We start from the raw sequence: 15593 nt of genomic DNA, 5'->3' as shown, positions 1-15593 counted from the left end.
ATGTACTACAAATTAAAAATCGTTAAATTTAATAGTCTAAAAACTAAGTTTTGAAGCTGAGGTTAACATGTCTATGTCTGTGTATTGCTGTTAGTAGTTTTTCACAAGACCGTCAAACAATAATTGATAGTTTAAAAGTTGTTGCAAAAACAACAAATAACGACTCTATCAAAGCAGCTACTTATGGAAGGTTAGCCTGGTTGACGATAAATACAGATATCAAAAGCGCCAGAGCTTTGGTAGATACATCCTTTAGTCTCTATAAGGGTATTAATAACGATAAAGGTATAGCGGTAAGTTATTATAGATATGGCGTCATAGATCGTGTTTCGGGGAATTTTAGTTCCGCATTGGAGTCTATGGATAAATATTTGTCCTATGTAGAGTCTACAGCAGATACCATCAATATCGCTAATGGACTGTTTCAAAAAGGAGTGATTTATAGCCTTCAAGGTAATTACGAAAACTCTTTGAAACAATATCATAGAACCTATGATATATATGAAGCTCTTGGTGATTCAACAGCAATGGGTTTTACGCTCAATAGTATGGGTATTGTCTATAAAAACCTGAAAAAGTATCCTGAAGCTATTGAAAGTTATCAGAAGGCGGTAGCCATTCACGAGCAGAAACATGACTTGAACAATCTTGCCAATGTCTACAATAGTATTGGATCTGTGTATGCAGAACAACATAAAAATGATTTAGCACTTGAATACTATAATAGAACTTTAGCTATAGATAAGGATATAGAGAATAATTGGGGAACGGCAAAAGTAAGTAAGAATATTGCGCTCATACACATTGAAGAACAACAGTATAATGAAGCATTACAGTTTCTCAATAATGCCTTAACCATACAGGAGAAGCATGATTTTTCAGGAGAAAAAGCTGAAACATTAATGCAATTGGGTACAGTGTATATGGCATTAGGAGATTACCGTAAGAGTGAGTCCTATATGAAGCAAGCTTTCGACTACAAAGTGCCTTCAAAAAAAGTATATCAGGATTTGCATTTACAATCGTATAAATTGTATGACGCATTGGGAGATGCTAATAAAGCATTATTTCACCATAAAAAATACACCGTCTATAAGGATAGTATTTTTAATGAAAACAATATCAAGAATATCAATGCTCTTGAGTTTCAATATGAAACAGAAAAGAAAGATAAGGCAATTTTACAGCAGCAATTACAAATTGAACAAAACGAGAATGCTTTACAGAAGAAAAAAACACAATACAATTATATGACAGCAATCGCTGCTTTTTTCCTTTTGAGTGCTCTATTGACCTGGCTGATATACCGACAACGACAAAAGCGAAAAAACCAAGAGATATTAACCCTCAAACGAGAACACCAAATAAAGACTTTGGAGACCTTAATTGAAGGTGAAGAAAAAGAGCGTTTACGTATTGCAAAAGAGCTACACGATGGCGTCAATGGCGATCTTTCAGCTATTAAATTTAAGCTGATATCTCTACAAGAGATGAATAATAGAGTGATTAATGAGGCTGTAGAGATGATTGATAAATCTTGTCAGCAAGTACGTGCCATTTCACATAATCTTATACCACCATCATTAGAAAGTTTTAGTTTGATTGAAGCTACTGAGATGTTTTGCCAAAACATGGATAATAGCTACGATATCAAAATAGATTTTCATTTTATTGGAGATAGTATTACCTTAAAAAAGAAAGAAGAGGTAAATATTTTTAGAATAGTTCAAGAGCTCGTTACCAACAGTATTAAGCATTCAGAAGCTTCAGAAATAAATGTGCAAATAAGTCATAGAGACCATAGTATATTTATTATAGTAGAAGATGATGGAAAAGGATTTGATGTAGAAAAAAGTGAGTCCAGAGGTATTGGGTTAAAGAACATACAATCTAGAGCAGAGTTTTTGAATGCTGAGCTAGATGTTATCTCTAATGACAAAGGCACATCATTTACGATAGAAATTGATACACAAAAACTAGAATGACGACTAGGATAGCTATAACAGATGATCATCAGATGGTTTTGAAAGGATTGGAAACAATGCTTTCGGATACCAAAGAGATTAAAATTGTAGCTACATATAATAATGCTCAAACCACAATCAACGGGTTCGAAAATGAAGTTCCAGATGTATTACTCCTAGATATTAATCTGCCAGATATAAATGGAATTGAGCTTAGCAAAACATTGCTGAAAAAGTACCCTCAGCTCAAGATTATAGCCTTAACCAATTTTGAAGATATCTCTTTTGCCAAGCGAATGCTAAAGCAAGGCGTCCATGGTTATTTGCTTAAAAACACAGACAAAATAGAACTCATAGAAGCATTGAAAACAGTGCTTTCAGGAGAGTTGTATTTACAAAAGGATATTCAAAGAAAATTGCTGAGTCAAACTAATAAAACAGCTTCACATTCAGGTTTAATCACAAAACTTACACGACGAGAACATGAGGTGTTAGTTGCTATTTCAGAAGAACTTACGACTCAGGAGATTTCTGAAAAACTATTCATAAGCCCAAAAACTGTAGAGACGCATCGCATGAATATAATGAGTAAACTAGGCGCAAAGAATAGCGTAGGGATTATTAAAATTGCTATAGAAAGAGAATTGTTATAGCAATAGCGTAACTTTGCTTCTGAATTATTCAATTGATGCAAAACACAATCTATATCGCTTATTATTTTAACGTACAACCACTGCAGCCAGCTACCGAAATATTGACTGCTGAGCTAGGCTATGCTGGTTTTGAAAGTTTTGTTGAAACCCAAGAAGGCGTTACAGCATATATTCAAAAGGACGAGTGGCATCAAGATATTTTGGAAGATATTCAAATTTTGAATTCGGAAGAATTCAAGATTACGTTTTCTTTTGAAGAGATTGAACAAACCAATTGGAATGCAGAGTGGGAGAAGAGCTTTCAGCCTATAGTTGTAGATGATTTGTGTACTGTTCGTGCGCCTTTTCATGAAACGCCCAATACCAAATACGATATTATCATAGAGCCAAAAATGAGTTTTGGAACAGGACATCATGAAACAACTCATATGATGATTCAGCATATCCTGAAAAATGATTTTGAAGGTAAATCGGTTTTAGATATGGGTTGTGGTACAGGAGTTTTAGCAATATTAGCCGAGAAGCGAGGTGCGGAAACATTGGATGCTATTGATATTGACAACTGGTGTTATATTAACAGCCTTGAAAATGCTGAGCGGAATCATTGTAGTAAGATCAATGTTTTTGAAGGCGATGCAAGTCTATTGAATGATCGAAGCTACGATATTATCATTGCCAACATCAATAGAAACATTTTAATTCAGGATTTGCCTAAATACATTTCATGTTTGACAGCGGATGGGCTATTATTTTTGAGTGGATTCTACAAAGATGATATACCAATGATTGAAGCAGAATGTAATAATCGTGGACTAAAACTCGTTGAAACTTTAGAAAAAAACCATTGGGTTGCCCTAAAATTTATAAATTAGTACTAGAATAATAGTTATGAGTACTCAAGAAAAAGTTCAAGAAGAAGTATCGGTTTTAGAGGATGTTCTAAAACAGAATGAGATTGTACTTTATAATGATGACGTGAATACCTTCGATCATGTCATCGAAACCCTTATCTATGCTTGCGACCATACTCCAGAGCAAGCCGAGCAATGTTCAATAATTGTGCATTACAAAGGAAAATGTACTGTAAAAACAGGTGCTTACGAAGACCTTAAACCAAGATGTTCTATGTTGCTAGATGCTGGTTTGAGCGCGGAGATCGTTTAATTATTTAACCTTCCAACGGCACAACTCACAAAAGACTTAGCCTTTTTACCCAAAGTATTTACGTCACCTTCAATAGGATATCCTAGTTTAGATAGTAAAGCTGAAGCATTTTCTATATCGCTTTCATTTTGATAAGAAAACGACACACTATCTGTATCGTTATCGACTGTAACAGCATCAATACCTTCTAGTTGATTCAATCGGGTAATGATAGTGTTAGCACAACCACCACATTTAAGATTCTGTATGTTGAGTGTTGATTGCATAATTAAGAATTTGGACAAACAAAATCTGTTGTCGCTAAATCTGTTTTTTTGATGGCTCCAAATCCGCCAGCAACATCAATAAGATTGTTAAACCCTCTTGCTTTCAATATCGAAGCCGCAATTACGGAACGATAACCACCAGCACAATGGATATAATACGTCTTGCTTCTATCAACTTCATCCATTTGTTGGTTGATGTAGTCTAAAGCAAAGTGCTGAGCATTTTCAAGATGCATGGCATTATATTCTCCGTCTTTCCTAACATCTAATATATCTATGTCATCAGCTTTACAACAAGCTGCAAACTCTTCAGCAGAAATAGATTTTAGAGTGTCTATCTCTCTTCCTGAAGCTTTCCAGGCATCCAAGCCACCTTCTAGGTAACCAAGTGTATTATCATAGCCCACGCGAGAGAGACGAGTTACAGCTTCCTCGGATTTGCCTTCTGGTACTACCAATAAAATGGGTTGCTTTATATCTGTAATTAAAGCACCAACCCAAGGTGCAAACTGACCATTGAGACCAATGAAAATAGAATTAGGAATATGTCCTTTAATGTATTCCGATTGAGGTCTCACGTCTAGAACCAAAGCAGACTCATGATTTGCTAAGGCTTCAAAATCTTCAGCACTTAATGGATTATTTCCTTTTTTTAGAATATCATCAAAAGCATCATAACCCATTTTGTTCATCATCGCATTCTTTGCAAAATACTGAGGAGGAGGTGCAATGCCATCCAAAACTTCTTTTACAAACTCTTCTTTGGTCATATCTGATCGTAAGGCATAATTGGTTTTCTTTTGATTACCAAGTGTGTCTACGGTGTCTTTACTCAGGTTCTTTCCACATGCTGAACCAGCACCATGAGCAGGATATACAATTACATCATCCGCTAAAGGCATTATTTTGGTTCTTAAAGAGTCATACATCATACCTGCTAAATCTTCTTTAGTCAAATCTGATTTTATAGCAAGGTCTGGACGACCAACATCGCCAAGAAACAGCGTATCACCAGAGAATATAGCATGATCCTTACCATTTTCGTCAATTAATAAATAGGTCGAGGATTCTAAAGTGTGACCAGGGGTATGCAATACTTTGATAGTTACCTTTCCGATCTTGAATTCCTCGTTATCCGTTGCAGAATGAATATTGTAATCTGTAGTTGCTCCTGGTCCAAAAACTATTGTTGCTCCAGATTTGGCAGCTAAATCCACATGGCCAGACACAAAATCGGCATGAAAATGAGTTTCAAAAACATACTTTATTTTAGCATTTTCAGCATTTGCTTTATCAATATATTGCTGGGTTTCTCTGAGTGGATCAATAATAGCAACTTCACCTTCAGACTCAATATAATAAGCACCTTGTGCTAAACATCCTGTATATAATTGTTCAATCTTCATGATCTTATTTTTTAGTAATTACAAAGGTACAAAACCTTAGTATTCCAATTATGATATTTGTCATATTAGCTAAACAGCTCTTTGTATAGAATATAAAAAGCCATTATAAGTGTAAACCATCCAAATCCCTTCTTTAGTTTTTTACCAGGAATAAATTTTGAAAGGTATACACCAAGTAAAATTCCAACTATAGAAATAGACGTAAATAGTAGTAAAAAATTCCAATCGATGGTTAATAATTGGATGTCTCCGAGAAATCCAATAAGTGATTTCACGGTAACGATTAAGAGTGAAGTTCCTACAGCTTTTTTCATAGGAAGCTTTGCAAGTAAGACCAATGCAGGAATAATAAGGAAACCACCACCAGCACCAACTAAGCCAGTTAGTACACCTACAACGGCACCTTCAATAGCAATTAGCGGATAATTATAATCTATAGATTGGTTAGGGTCTTCATTGACATTCGATTTACTGAATATCATAGATAGACTGGCAAGGAGCATTATAATTGCAAAAAGTACCATAATGAATATATTCTTGGTAACCATAAAATTGCTCACCGAGAATAATTCTTCAGGTATAGCAGGTACAATCCATCGTCTTGTAGCATATACAGCAATGAATGATGGAATCGCAAAAATTACCGCAGTTTTGACATCGACCATTCTCTTTCTAAGGTTTTGTAATGAGCCAAAAAGAGATGTAGTGCCAACTACAAATAATGAATAAGCAGTAGCTACTACTGGATTCAATCCTAAAAAATATACAAGAATAGGTACAGTTAGTATTGAGCCGCCACCACCAATAAGACCAAGTACCAAGCCAACGATTAAAGCTCCGAAATAACCAAGCAATTCAGTGCTTTCCATTAATGAGGTAATTTATCTTTTAGAACACCATAAATATATGTGCCAAGCAATGCAGAAGCAATAACTATAATAACAGAGAAAGCTCCAGTACCAACTAGGATATACATTGGACCAGGACAGGCTCCAGATAGTGCCCAACCTAAACCAAATAAAGAGCCACCAATAAGATATCGTATTAGCCCTTTATCTTTCTTTGGGACTGACATTACATTTCCTTGAATATTATTTATTTTGAATTGCTTAGCGATGAGCAATAAAATCACTCCAGTACCTACAGCAGTTCCTATAATACCATACATGTGAAAGGACTCGAAACGAAACATCTCATAGATACGATACCATGAAACGGCTTCAGACTTTACTAATACAATCCCAAAAAATACACCGACGAGTAAAAATTTTAAATACTTCATACTAAAAAATTAAAGGGAATAATAGATAAATCATGGCCAAGCCACCTAAGAAAAACCCAATCACAGCGATTAAAGAAGGCATCTGTAAGCTACTCAAACCAGTAATAGCATGACCAGAAGTGCAACCACCAGCGTAACGGGTTCCAAAGCCAACGAGAAAACCACCTAAGATAAGTATTAAAATACCTTTTATGCTCAATACGCTGTCCCAGCTATAAATCTCATCTGGGAGTAATGATTTTCCAGCATTTTCGAATCCAAGATTTTGTAATCGTTCCACAGTGATCGGATTTAAATCTATGTTAGTTGGATTGGATAAATAATGGTGCGCAATAAACCCGCCGATAATGGCGCCGAGAACCACAGTAAGATTCCAACGCTGTGCTTTCCAATCGAAATCAAAGAACTTTACATTTTTTCCTGCACCTCCAATAGCACACATAGTTCTGAGGTTGGACGACATGCCAAATGTCTTACCAAAGTAAATGAGTACAAACATTACTAAGGCGATTAAAGGACCACAGACATACCATGGCCAGGGTTGTAAAATATATTCCATAGGATGGGTTTGAAGACCACCAAAAATACGGAATTACAATTTTGAAATAAATAGTTTGGTAGTTTTTTGATAAATGTCCTATATTTGCACCCACTTTTAAACGGCCTCGTGGCGCAACTGAATAGCGCATCTGATTACGGCTCAGAAGGTTACAGGTTTGAATCCTGTCGAGGTCACGAATAAATAGTTCAATAAGAAAAAACGCCAAGCTTGCTTGAGCGTTTTTTTGTTTGGGCTATTTTCAAAGCGGAGCTTTGTGAGGATCATAGAATAATCCTGTCGAGGTCACGAATAAATCAACAAAAAGTTGAAATAAAGCAAGTTCAAAATAAAGAGCTTGCTTTTTTATTTACCGAGAATTAATATAACATATCTAGCTTTTTTTCTCCTTCTTCTTTTTATTTCTTTCTTCTTTTCGTTTTGCTTTACGCAAAGCACGTTCTTTCTTTAAGCTGTCTTTTTCTAAAGAATCACGTTTTTTAAAGATACGCTGGAAAAAGTTTTCAGGCTTTTTATTGTAAGTCGAATCTTTGGTATAATAAGTACTATCCTTTGTAATGTGATTTATCCAAAGCTTACTTTTTAAATTATTTTTAAAAGTACCTGATTCTATTAGTTTTCCATTAGTGTCAAATGACGCATAATCACCGTGCAATAATCCACCTTTCCAGTTGAGGATAGTTTTTAATCTACCATTTTCAAACCAACTTTTCCACGTGCCATGCTTTAAACCCATATCAAACCCTCCTTGTTCGGCTAATTGGTTGGATCTGTAATATTTGCTGTAGGTGTCATGCAGTACTTGGCCGCCAACGCTTCCGTAAGAGTTGTTGATCTTACCAGATTTAAACCAAAAGTATTCTCGAGAATTCTTCTCAGCATTAACGTCTTCTAGGTATACAGAGCATTCAATTTTAAAACCATCTTGATATATTATTTTCTTCTGTGTATTGAAGCCAAAAAAAATAGAAAAAATAATAATGAAATATGTTGAATGCTTTACCATAAGTATTACTTTTATTACATAAACAGATATGAACCAAAGATAATTATATCTGGGAATAATTTATTTAATATTTACTTTAATTGAGGCGTGAATTTTTAAAAGCATCTTCATTAACAAATACAATTTTTATTTGTTTGATTATTTCAGTATTATGCGGATGCCTAGTATTAATTTCATATTACTATTCTGTTCTTAATCAAAGCATTGAATTGCAAGAAACCCTTATTCTTAAAAATAGAAATGCAGTAGATTACTTTGCTTCAAATTTTGAGAAGTATAATATAACTGACGAAATTGCATATGCCCCATTTGAAGAAGGAATTATTTCTACTTTAAATAGAAAATCATGGGGTTTTTATGATATACTAACATCCAAAACAGTTTTTAAGAAAGATACAGTATTTAAAACAGCACTTGTTGGTGAGAAGCAAAACCTAATAAATAAAAATGCACTTTTTGTAACAGATTATGATAAACCATTAAAACTCTCAGGAAGGGTAACTATAAATGGTAATATTAAAGTGCCAATAGGTAGAGTAGAGGAAGCTTATGTCAATAATCAAACAGAAAATAAAATACTAGTAACAGGAACTCAATTACCTTCAGTAGATGAGATTCCTAGACTAAATAGAGATATAAATATAGACTTCAATAAGTGTGTTTCATATTCTTACTCAGATGTTATTGAGGATAAGGAATTAATTAATTCTTTCAAAAACGAGACAAAGCTTATAGAAGTGACTGGATCTGTTATGTTAAATGATATTACCCTAAAAGGAAATATTATTTTTAAAAGTAATAGTGAAATCATTATCGGGAACAATACTATTATAGAGGATATTTTATTAATAGCTCCCAAAGTTGTTATTTCCAGTGGCTTTCTAGGAAACATGCAAATAATAGCTGATAAGAATGTAGTCATAGAAGAAGAGTCTGTTTTAAAATATCCTTCAAGTATTTATTTGAAGAATGATATTGATTCAGTTTCTGTTACCATGAAAAAAAACTCTAAACTTTTAGGAGGTATCGTAATTAATGGGAATACTTATAAAGGTTCTTTAAAAAGAAGTTTAATTATTGCTGAAGAAGCAAAAGTTATCGGAGATATCTATTGCTTTGGCAGAGTGCAATTAGAAGGCACTGTCTATGGCTCTGTAGTAACTGACCGCTTTTTTTTATCAACCAAAACAGCTGAGTATGAAAATATATTATCTAATGCGGAAATTAATTTAGATAGTTTGCCCAAAAATTTTATTGGGCTTCCTCTATTTATTTCTCAACCTGAAGACAATAATACATATGAGATTGTTAAAGAATTTTAGAGTTAAAGCTTCTTCATTGGTAGAGTCTATTATTGCCATAGTTATTATTTCCGTTTGTGTGATGATAGCATTTATGGTATATGTGCAAGTGATGCAAAATTCTCATCCTATCCCTTATTACGAAGCTAAGCATAAGATTCAAAAAATCATTCAAGAAGATATGAAAGCGAATGACTTTGAGAATAACACATATAAGCATACGAATTACACAATTGATAAATCAGTTTTTATTAATAGAGAAGACAAAATTGTTGAATTGAAGTTTAAGATTACTTCAGGAGAAAAAATATATATAATAAACACATTAGTGCCTTATGATAGGAGTGAAAATTAAAGCATTTACCATCTTAGAGGTATTGATAAGCTTAGTGGTAATGGGCATTATTATTGGATTAACGTATACTTTGTTCAATATAATGGAAAAACAGCTAATAACTTACAGGAATGATAATGATGTGATACTGCAATACAATCTGCTAAATACAACTTTACAGCGCGATATTTACTATGCTAACTATTATGAAAAGGAAGAAAGTACTCTTGTGTTATTTAATTATAGTGAAGAAAAAATATCTTATTCTTTTTTGAATGATAAAGTGCTAAGAGCTAAACAAAGTATTGTTGACACCTTTAGAGTGCATGTTATAAGCCATAAATTTGAAATATTTAATGAAAAACAAAATATTTCTAAACTGGATATGAAGATAAAGCTGCTTAATGAAGATGTAGAGATTAACTATTTCTTGAAGAACGATTTGGCAGAAACGATCAATCAAAAGTTTGTGTATGAAGATTAGTGCTAATACTGTTGCTACCAAGCAAAAGGCTTCTAACGCTAAAGTAAAGACCAAGAAAGAAATCAGTTTTTCTAATGTCTCTTTCAAGAAATTCTCCGACAAGCAGAAAGAGGAGTTTTATAGGGAGTTTTCAACACTGATAAAATCCGGTATTGACTTTAACCAAGCACTTCAAATATTGACGGACCAGCAAAAGTCGAAATTTGTAAAATCAATATTAAATCAAGTTAATGATGATGTTGTAAAAGGTAAGCCTTTATATGAAGCTTTGCAACAATACAAGCAGTTTTCACCTTATGAGTATTATAGTATTAAAATAGGAGAGGAGACCAAACGACTTCCAGAAATTTTTGATCAATTACAGCAATTTTATCAACGCAAAATAAAAATGAAACGCCAGGTAGTTTCTGTGTTGGCATATCCGATTTTTGTCATTTTCATTACGTTTGGTGTATTGTATTTTATGCTCAACTTTGTGATACCTATGTTTACAACGGTATTCCAGCAATTTGGTAAGGATTTGCCTGGTATTACCAAGTTTGTGATTAAGGTGTCTAATCATTTCAATACTGCGACATTGGTTTTGCTAGGTATAGTAGCATTAGCCTTTGTAGTACATAATAGATTAAAAACCAATGACGCCTACCTAAGGATTAGAGCTAATGTTTTACTTAGAACACCTTTCTTTGGGGGGCTTATCAAAAAAATATATTTGGCTAGATTTTGCCAATCAATGGGACTATTATTGTCTACTAAGACACCTTTGATAACGTCTTTAGAGCTTACCGAAAAGATGATATCATTTTACCCACTTAAAAGTGCCATACAGCAAACAAAACTCGATATCCTTAAAGGGGATACCTTAGCAGAAAGCCTTAAGAAGCATCCGTTTTTTACACCAAAAATCCTTACTATGACAGCCATTGGAGAGCAGATTAATGAGCTAGATAAGATGTACAACGATTTGGCTACTCAGTACAATGATGAGATAGAGCACAGCACTAAGGTTATTGGAACCATATTGGAGCCATTGATGATTGTTATTATAGGAGGTATCGTTGGCTTTATCATGATTGCAATGTACTCGCCAATATTTAATCTAAGTAAGATTTTGGAGAATTAACACTAATAGGTTTCCAACTGTTGGTGTACCTTGTCTATTTCTTTATCCATATAAGCTTGTGCATAGTGTACATATCTGTTGAAGGAACTACTTGAGTGGCTATGCCCACTAATCTTCCTTACCAAATGTTCTGGCATACCAAGGATCAATAACGTAGTAATTGCAGTACGACGCATCATATGAGAGCTCATCTTGTCACAAAATCGCAGCTGTTTGTTCTGTAACTGTTTGGCCTTGCCCAATCGTTCCCTACTCATGCGAATTGGTTCAGTAAAACCAGCCAGCTCTCCCAGATGTTTTAAATTCCTGTTGAATATGAACAAGCTCAGTGGTTTGAATAAAGGAACCTTAGAGGCTCTAGACCTATATTGCAAATAGATATCTACGGCATACTTTGGCAGTTTTATGTAGCTGTATGCTTTGGTCTTCTGAGATTTTAACCTTAAGTAATACTCTTCGTTTTGTTTTTCGAAGTTCTTATTGGTAAGCTTGAAGATGTCTGAATAGCGTAAGCCAGTAGAACAACCAAATACGAATACATCTTTAACTCGCTTCATAGCAGGGGAGAGTTTACTGTTGAAGTCTTCATCGTGGATTAAGAACTTTAACTGCTCTGGAGACAGCACCAAAATATCTACATCTTCTTTTCTTACATAGAACAGCCTGTGATAGTCACCTGTGTTGAGGTCTTTGTCATACTTTAGGTAGTTGAAGAAGGTGCGCAGTTGTTTTATGTTGGCACCAACATAGTTGTCATAGCAACCTTTTTTGTAGAGGTATTCTGTGAACTTCTTATAGAATTTCTTCCAATAGTTTTTTTCGGAAAGGCGCTCTCGTTTATTGAGCTTGGCATAGTCGCATAGTCTAAGATCAAAGCCTGTTACCAATACAAAACCTTCAAGGTTGTTGAGGGTGTGCTTGTAGTTTTTTATGGTGCCAGCTGCAATCTTCTCACCGTTTTTCTTTAATCGCTTCCCTGTTTGGCTTTCTCTTATGAATGTATAGTACAGGGGTAGAAGTGGTACTGGCTTTTTCATGTGACTTTACTGATTTTTGGTTGTAACCAGTAAAGCTAAGATTTCTCTCATGATATTTATTACAATTCCTATGTTATTCTCATGGTTATTTTAATCAAGAATAAATCATTACCATTCTAAATCACCTTTTTTCCCTCCTTCATCTATATAGAAGCCCTTTGATTTAATCACTGGAATAAAGTTCCCATTCTCATCTTTTGCATATAGAGTTCCTTTTTTGATTAGTTCAATTAACTTGTCATAATTTTCCAAATCCCTATATATAGGACTTCTAAACTCAAATATTAATGTTTGATTTTTTTTTATATATACAAAATCAGGAGCTACTTTTTTTCCTAACCTTAAAGTGTCATCATTTAAAATAAACTGAAAACTATCATAACTATTAACAACTTTATGCTCTTTAGATACACTATTTTTAAATCTTAAAATTGTGGAGACTTCGGCCTCAGCAAAAGGAGCTGAAACATACTTATAGTTCCATATTTTCAAAGAGTCTAAATAATAAATGTTTTCTTCTTCTATATAATATCCTTTTTTTGCTTTGTTTTCGCATGAAATAATAATTAAAACCAAAAGAAAACTAATTTTTATCTTTAAGCCTCGAGTAATAATTTTCATTTGTATAAGTTCTATCATAATTATCTAATTTCTCTTCATATTTTTTATGCAGCCTTTCTTTAATGTCATCATTACCATCTATTGAGTTTATGTATATAGAAATCCACATTGCTGTTGTATTCCTATAGTTTTCGGTTGTTTTAGAAAAATAAGGGTTTTCTATTTCTGCATCATAAGCCTGTAGGTGATTGATAACACCTTTTAAACTACCCATTCCAGTACCTAAATATCTATATAAACCTCCTGAGTATTTTCTTACATGATTAACTCGATGATTCTCTTCATGAGTAATTGAAGTATATATATTAGCCGAAGTATTAAGAAGAGGGTCTACACTAAGATATGATTCAATTGTTGTAGATCCATCTTCGTTCGGAGTAGATATATATCTGGTTACCAAACTTGCATAAATTTGGGGTTTAGCGCCAAGTCGGACACCACCATCTAACTCTTTCTGTATGAATTGTCCATTCTTCGGTTGTACATTCATAACTCCCCCTCCATATTTTGAAGAAGGAATAATTTTTTGACCTTCTGGTAGTATTTTTTCACCATAATGATTTAAAATATTAGAAATAGGTTTACTACTTTTAAAGTGATATTGAGTAAGATTATCAGATTGTCGCCTTAACATTTTAGTAAGCTTTTCTTCATTAGCATCTTCAACATCTCTAAGTGCATAAAAAGCATCAGCAATCTTATTTACATTATTAATAATTCTTACTTCATCACCTGTTGCTGTTGAAAATAAGTAATTCCCTTTTGCATCAAAAAAGTCATCATCACCTCTTGGGTCAATCCTTGTAATAGGATTATTAGACATAGAAATATAAGGACTTTGGTCAGCTTTAAATACAGGGTCTAAACTCAACCATCTTCCAATTCTAGAATCGTGAAATCTAAAATGAGTTGTATAACTATTACCTTCACCCTTAATCTCATAGTCTTTTTCTTGTCCCTGGAAGCCGTAACCGTAGCCATCAGTGGCGCCGTGACGCTTGGGGATTAGCATCCTAAATGCAGACTTATAATTTTACACCTTTTTTTTGGCGATTTCAATGAACGTTTTTGGCTCTTTTGAGGCTGTTTAAATATATTTATAAATTCATTTCTAAGCTTAAAAAGCTACCTAGTCAGATAGCTTTTTATCATTTTTGGAATTATATGAATTGCTTCTAAAATAATTTAACTTAAATCGTCATCTAAATCTATAGCATCAAAAAACAAATCATCAGCACTTCTCTTTGTGTCTTTCCATTTTGAGTTATTCATAAGATATATTATTTCCGAGTTTTTATATCCTAATTTATCTAAAATTTTGATTGTAATAGAGTAAGATAATTCTTGTTCATTTTTTTGCATTTCATCATACAAAAAATCAACAATATCAGTCACTGCAATATTCTCAAACTTCATCTTTTTTGCTATGAGAAAATATTTTAATACTCTTTCTTGCATACTAGCATATTAATCATTTAAAGGAATATTTTTAACCTGTTCTTCTCCAAAACCAATGAAATTACCTGCATCATCATATAATTGCCTTTTATATTTAAGACTTAATGTTTCAAACCCTTCTGATTTAGCTTGGGCTTTAATCTTTCCAAGTACTTCAAAGGGTAGTTTACCTAAGCTATTTTTAGCCTCAGCTCCAAGAATATCTCCATCCTTATGCTTATAAAACCCAATATTATCCAAAGTTAATGTTTTTCCATCTGAACTGATATTAAATTTAGCGTCAAAAATCACTCCAGAATCATCAGAAAGCTTAATAGTACCATCAAAACTATTCCCTAAAGTACTTAGATTGAGTGTATTTCCATCATCAAGTTTTGTTGAAATTTCCGTTAATTCATCTACAGAAGACTTAAACAGCTTTTTAATTACTCCTCCAGAAATAAAAGGTACAAATGCTCCAACTCCAGCTAAAGAATAATCTAATATATCTGCTTCTTCGCCATCTATGGTTCTACCATCTACCAAGACAGAAACATCTTCTGCATCAGTATATGGCCCTATTTTTTTAAAGAATGAGGTAAAATAAATCTTTCCTTTATAATGAGGACCAAGAGGTCCCTTTTCAGTGCTTCCATAGAGCCTCTCAGCAAGTTTCTCATAATGCCCAATTAAAATTATTGCCCGGTTATGAGTTTCAACCAGAACATCCTTCAAAGTAACTGTTTCAATTCCTTTAGCTGTATTTATTAAAGATGATCTTTGTTCAGGATCAAACAACCAGGCTTCTTCTAAACCTTCAATTTCTACTGCTGCTATAACTTTATTTCCACTAAAACTATAAGGAGTATAGTGAGGATATTTGTACATTAACGGATCTATAGCAAAGAACCTTCCAATCCTAGGGTCATGCATTCTAAACCTATAGTTTATACTAT

The 15593-nt window shown here is 33.6% G+C and carries 18 protein-coding genes, 1 tRNA gene and 1 pseudogene; 9 read left to right on the top strand and 11 right to left on the bottom strand.

Going from position 1 to position 15593, the window contains the following annotated elements:
* Nucleotides 1-50 precede the first annotated feature (50 nt).
* Genes NCE97_RS15520 through NCE97_RS15505 form a run of 4 tightly spaced genes read left to right on the top strand, consistent with a single transcriptional unit; the run spans nt 51 to nt 3781 of the window.
* Nucleotides 51-1985, top strand: a complete 1935-nt coding sequence (locus NCE97_RS15520) for a tetratricopeptide repeat-containing sensor histidine kinase (protein ID WP_353780204.1) — start codon at nt 51-53, stop codon at nt 1983-1985.
* Nucleotides 1982-2617 (top strand): response regulator, encoded by a 636-nt coding sequence (locus NCE97_RS15515; protein WP_353780203.1) that lies wholly within the window; start codon nt 1982-1984, stop codon nt 2615-2617. The genes NCE97_RS15520 and NCE97_RS15515 overlap by 4 nt, the downstream gene beginning before the upstream one ends.
* A gap of 35 nt (nt 2618-2652) precedes the next feature.
* Nucleotides 2653-3489 (top strand): 50S ribosomal protein L11 methyltransferase, encoded by an 837-nt coding sequence (gene prmA / locus NCE97_RS15510; protein WP_353780202.1) that lies wholly within the window; start codon nt 2653-2655, stop codon nt 3487-3489.
* A gap of 16 nt (nt 3490-3505) precedes the next feature.
* Entirely contained in the window at nt 3506-3781 is a 276-nt protein-coding gene (locus NCE97_RS15505) for an ATP-dependent Clp protease adaptor ClpS (protein WP_353780201.1), read from the top strand.
* On the opposite strand, the gene NCE97_RS15500 is transcribed toward NCE97_RS15505, so the two are convergent.
* The 5 genes from NCE97_RS15500 to NCE97_RS15480 all read right to left on the bottom strand — a co-directional run bounded on the left by NCE97_RS15500 (nt 3778) and on the right by NCE97_RS15480 (nt 7294).
* Nucleotides 3778-4047: a heavy-metal-associated domain-containing protein gene (locus NCE97_RS15500; RefSeq protein WP_353780200.1), complete on the bottom strand. Its 270-nt coding sequence runs from the start codon at nt 4045-4047 to the stop codon at nt 3778-3780. The genes NCE97_RS15505 and NCE97_RS15500 overlap by 4 nt on opposite strands.
* Before the next feature lie 2 nt (nt 4048-4049).
* Nucleotides 4050-5453 carry an MBL fold metallo-hydrolase gene (locus NCE97_RS15495; RefSeq protein WP_353780199.1) on the bottom strand — a complete coding sequence of 468 codons (1404 nt, stop codon included), beginning with the start codon at nt 5451-5453 and terminating at the stop codon, nt 4050-4052.
* Between the two features lie 65 nt (nt 5454-5518).
* Nucleotides 5519-6322, bottom strand: coding sequence for a sulfite exporter TauE/SafE family protein (locus tag NCE97_RS15490; RefSeq protein WP_353780198.1), 804 nt, complete (start codon nt 6320-6322; stop codon nt 5519-5521).
* Nucleotides 6322-6735, bottom strand: a complete 414-nt coding sequence (locus tag NCE97_RS15485) for a DUF6691 family protein (protein ID WP_353780197.1) — start codon at nt 6733-6735, stop codon at nt 6322-6324. The genes NCE97_RS15490 and NCE97_RS15485 overlap by 1 nt, the downstream gene beginning before the upstream one ends.
* Nucleotide 6736: 1 nt before the next feature.
* Complete coding sequence (locus NCE97_RS15480) at nt 6737-7294, bottom strand: YeeE/YedE family protein (RefSeq protein ID WP_353780196.1); 558 nt, start codon at nt 7292-7294, stop codon at nt 6737-6739.
* 102 nt (nt 7295-7396) lie between these two features.
* Between NCE97_RS15480 and NCE97_RS15475 the strand changes: the two genes are divergently transcribed.
* Nucleotides 7397-7470: transfer RNA gene (locus NCE97_RS15475), tRNA-Arg, on the top strand.
* Between the two features lie 197 nt (nt 7471-7667).
* Here the strand turns inward: NCE97_RS15475 and NCE97_RS15470 are convergent.
* A complete protein-coding gene (locus NCE97_RS15470; protein WP_353780195.1) occupies nt 7668-8300 on the bottom strand; it encodes a toxin-antitoxin system YwqK family antitoxin in 633 nt (210 codons plus the stop codon).
* A 209-nt stretch (nt 8301-8509) separates the two neighbouring features.
* Here NCE97_RS15470 and NCE97_RS15465 point away from each other — a divergent pair, with 209 nt between their 5' ends.
* From NCE97_RS15465 to NCE97_RS15450, 4 genes are read left to right on the top strand one after another with little or no spacing between them, the layout of a single operon-like run.
* The gene (locus NCE97_RS15465; RefSeq protein WP_353780194.1) at nt 8510-9622 is read left to right on the top strand and encodes a bactofilin family protein; all 1113 of its coding nucleotides are present in this window, start codon (nt 8510-8512) and stop codon (nt 9620-9622) included.
* Nucleotides 9600-9956, top strand: a complete 357-nt coding sequence (locus tag NCE97_RS15460) for a hypothetical protein (RefSeq protein WP_353780193.1) — start codon at nt 9600-9602, stop codon at nt 9954-9956. Before NCE97_RS15465 ends, NCE97_RS15460 begins: the two co-directional genes overlap by 23 nt.
* A complete protein-coding gene (locus NCE97_RS15455; protein ID WP_353780192.1) occupies nt 9937-10419 on the top strand; it encodes a PulJ/GspJ family protein in 483 nt (160 codons plus the stop codon). The genes NCE97_RS15460 and NCE97_RS15455 overlap by 20 nt, the downstream gene beginning before the upstream one ends.
* On the top strand, nt 10409-11542 hold the full coding sequence (locus tag NCE97_RS15450) for a type II secretion system F family protein (RefSeq protein ID WP_353780191.1): 1134 nt from the start codon (nt 10409-10411) through the stop codon (nt 11540-11542). Before NCE97_RS15455 ends, NCE97_RS15450 begins: the two co-directional genes overlap by 11 nt.
* A 2-nt stretch (nt 11543-11544) precedes the next feature.
* Here NCE97_RS15450 and NCE97_RS15445 read toward each other — a convergent pair whose 3' ends face one another.
* The 5 genes and pseudogenes from NCE97_RS15445 to NCE97_RS15425 form a co-directional block, all read right to left on the bottom strand.
* The gene (locus NCE97_RS15445) at nt 11545-12579 is read right to left on the bottom strand and encodes a tyrosine-type recombinase/integrase (protein ID WP_353780190.1); all 1035 of its coding nucleotides are present in this window, start codon (nt 12577-12579) and stop codon (nt 11545-11547) included.
* Between the two features lie 108 nt (nt 12580-12687).
* Nucleotides 12688-13200, bottom strand: coding sequence for a hypothetical protein (locus NCE97_RS15440; RefSeq protein WP_353780189.1), 513 nt, complete (start codon nt 13198-13200; stop codon nt 12688-12690).
* The gene (locus NCE97_RS15435) at nt 13163-14212 is read right to left on the bottom strand and encodes an RHS repeat-associated core domain-containing protein (RefSeq protein ID WP_353780188.1); all 1050 of its coding nucleotides are present in this window, start codon (nt 14210-14212) and stop codon (nt 13163-13165) included. The genes NCE97_RS15440 and NCE97_RS15435 overlap by 38 nt, the downstream gene beginning before the upstream one ends.
* Before the next feature lie 173 nt (nt 14213-14385).
* Nucleotides 14386-14658, bottom strand: coding sequence for a hypothetical protein (locus tag NCE97_RS15430; RefSeq protein WP_353780187.1), 273 nt, complete (start codon nt 14656-14658; stop codon nt 14386-14388).
* A 9-nt stretch (nt 14659-14667) separates the two neighbouring features.
* Nucleotides 14668-15593: pseudogene (locus NCE97_RS15425) on the bottom strand (hypothetical protein); the annotation flags it as partial.

Source organism: Winogradskyella sp. 3972H.M.0a.05 (assembly GCF_040493455.1).
GTDB lineage: Bacteria > Bacteroidota > Bacteroidia > Flavobacteriales > Flavobacteriaceae > Microcosmobacter.
Note: the sequence above shows the minus strand (reverse complement) of the source record. Positions and strands in the feature narration are given on the sequence as shown.

What these genes read in the sequence shown, in the direction of transcription:
- NCE97_RS15445 (WP_353780190.1), bottom strand. Translation starts at nt 12,579, where the DNA reads ATGAAAAAGCCAGTACCACTTCTACCCCTGTACTATACATTCATAAGA.
- NCE97_RS15480 (WP_353780196.1), bottom strand. Translation starts at nt 7,294, where the DNA reads ATGGAATATATTTTACAACCCTGGCCATGGTATGTCTGTGGTCCTTTA.
- prmA (WP_353780202.1), top strand. Translation starts at nt 2,653, where the DNA reads ATGCAAAACACAATCTATATCGCTTATTATTTTAACGTACAACCACTG.
- NCE97_RS15455 (WP_353780192.1), top strand. Translation starts at nt 9,937, where the DNA reads ATGATAGGAGTGAAAATTAAAGCATTTACCATCTTAGAGGTATTGATA.
- NCE97_RS15430 (WP_353780187.1), bottom strand. Translation starts at nt 14,658, where the DNA reads ATGCAAGAAAGAGTATTAAAATATTTTCTCATAGCAAAAAAGATGAAG.
- NCE97_RS15490 (WP_353780198.1), bottom strand. Translation starts at nt 6,322, where the DNA reads ATGGAAAGCACTGAATTGCTTGGTTATTTCGGAGCTTTAATCGTTGGC.
- NCE97_RS15435 (WP_353780188.1), bottom strand. Translation starts at nt 14,212, where the DNA reads ATGCTAATCCCCAAGCGTCACGGCGCCACTGATGGCTACGGTTACGGC.
- NCE97_RS15470 (WP_353780195.1), bottom strand. Translation starts at nt 8,300, where the DNA reads ATGGTAAAGCATTCAACATATTTCATTATTATTTTTTCTATTTTTTTT.
- NCE97_RS15500 (WP_353780200.1), bottom strand. Translation starts at nt 4,047, where the DNA reads ATGCAATCAACACTCAACATACAGAATCTTAAATGTGGTGGTTGTGCT.
- NCE97_RS15505 (WP_353780201.1), top strand. Translation starts at nt 3,506, where the DNA reads ATGAGTACTCAAGAAAAAGTTCAAGAAGAAGTATCGGTTTTAGAGGAT.
- NCE97_RS15485 (WP_353780197.1), bottom strand. Translation starts at nt 6,735, where the DNA reads ATGAAGTATTTAAAATTTTTACTCGTCGGTGTATTTTTTGGGATTGTA.
- NCE97_RS15450 (WP_353780191.1), top strand. Translation starts at nt 10,409, where the DNA reads ATGAAGATTAGTGCTAATACTGTTGCTACCAAGCAAAAGGCTTCTAAC.
- NCE97_RS15460 (WP_353780193.1), top strand. Translation starts at nt 9,600, where the DNA reads ATGAGATTGTTAAAGAATTTTAGAGTTAAAGCTTCTTCATTGGTAGAG.
- NCE97_RS15495 (WP_353780199.1), bottom strand. Translation starts at nt 5,453, where the DNA reads ATGAAGATTGAACAATTATATACAGGATGTTTAGCACAAGGTGCTTAT.
- NCE97_RS15440 (WP_353780189.1), bottom strand. Translation starts at nt 13,200, where the DNA reads ATGAAAATTATTACTCGAGGCTTAAAGATAAAAATTAGTTTTCTTTTG.
- NCE97_RS15515 (WP_353780203.1), top strand. Translation starts at nt 1,982, where the DNA reads ATGACGACTAGGATAGCTATAACAGATGATCATCAGATGGTTTTGAAA.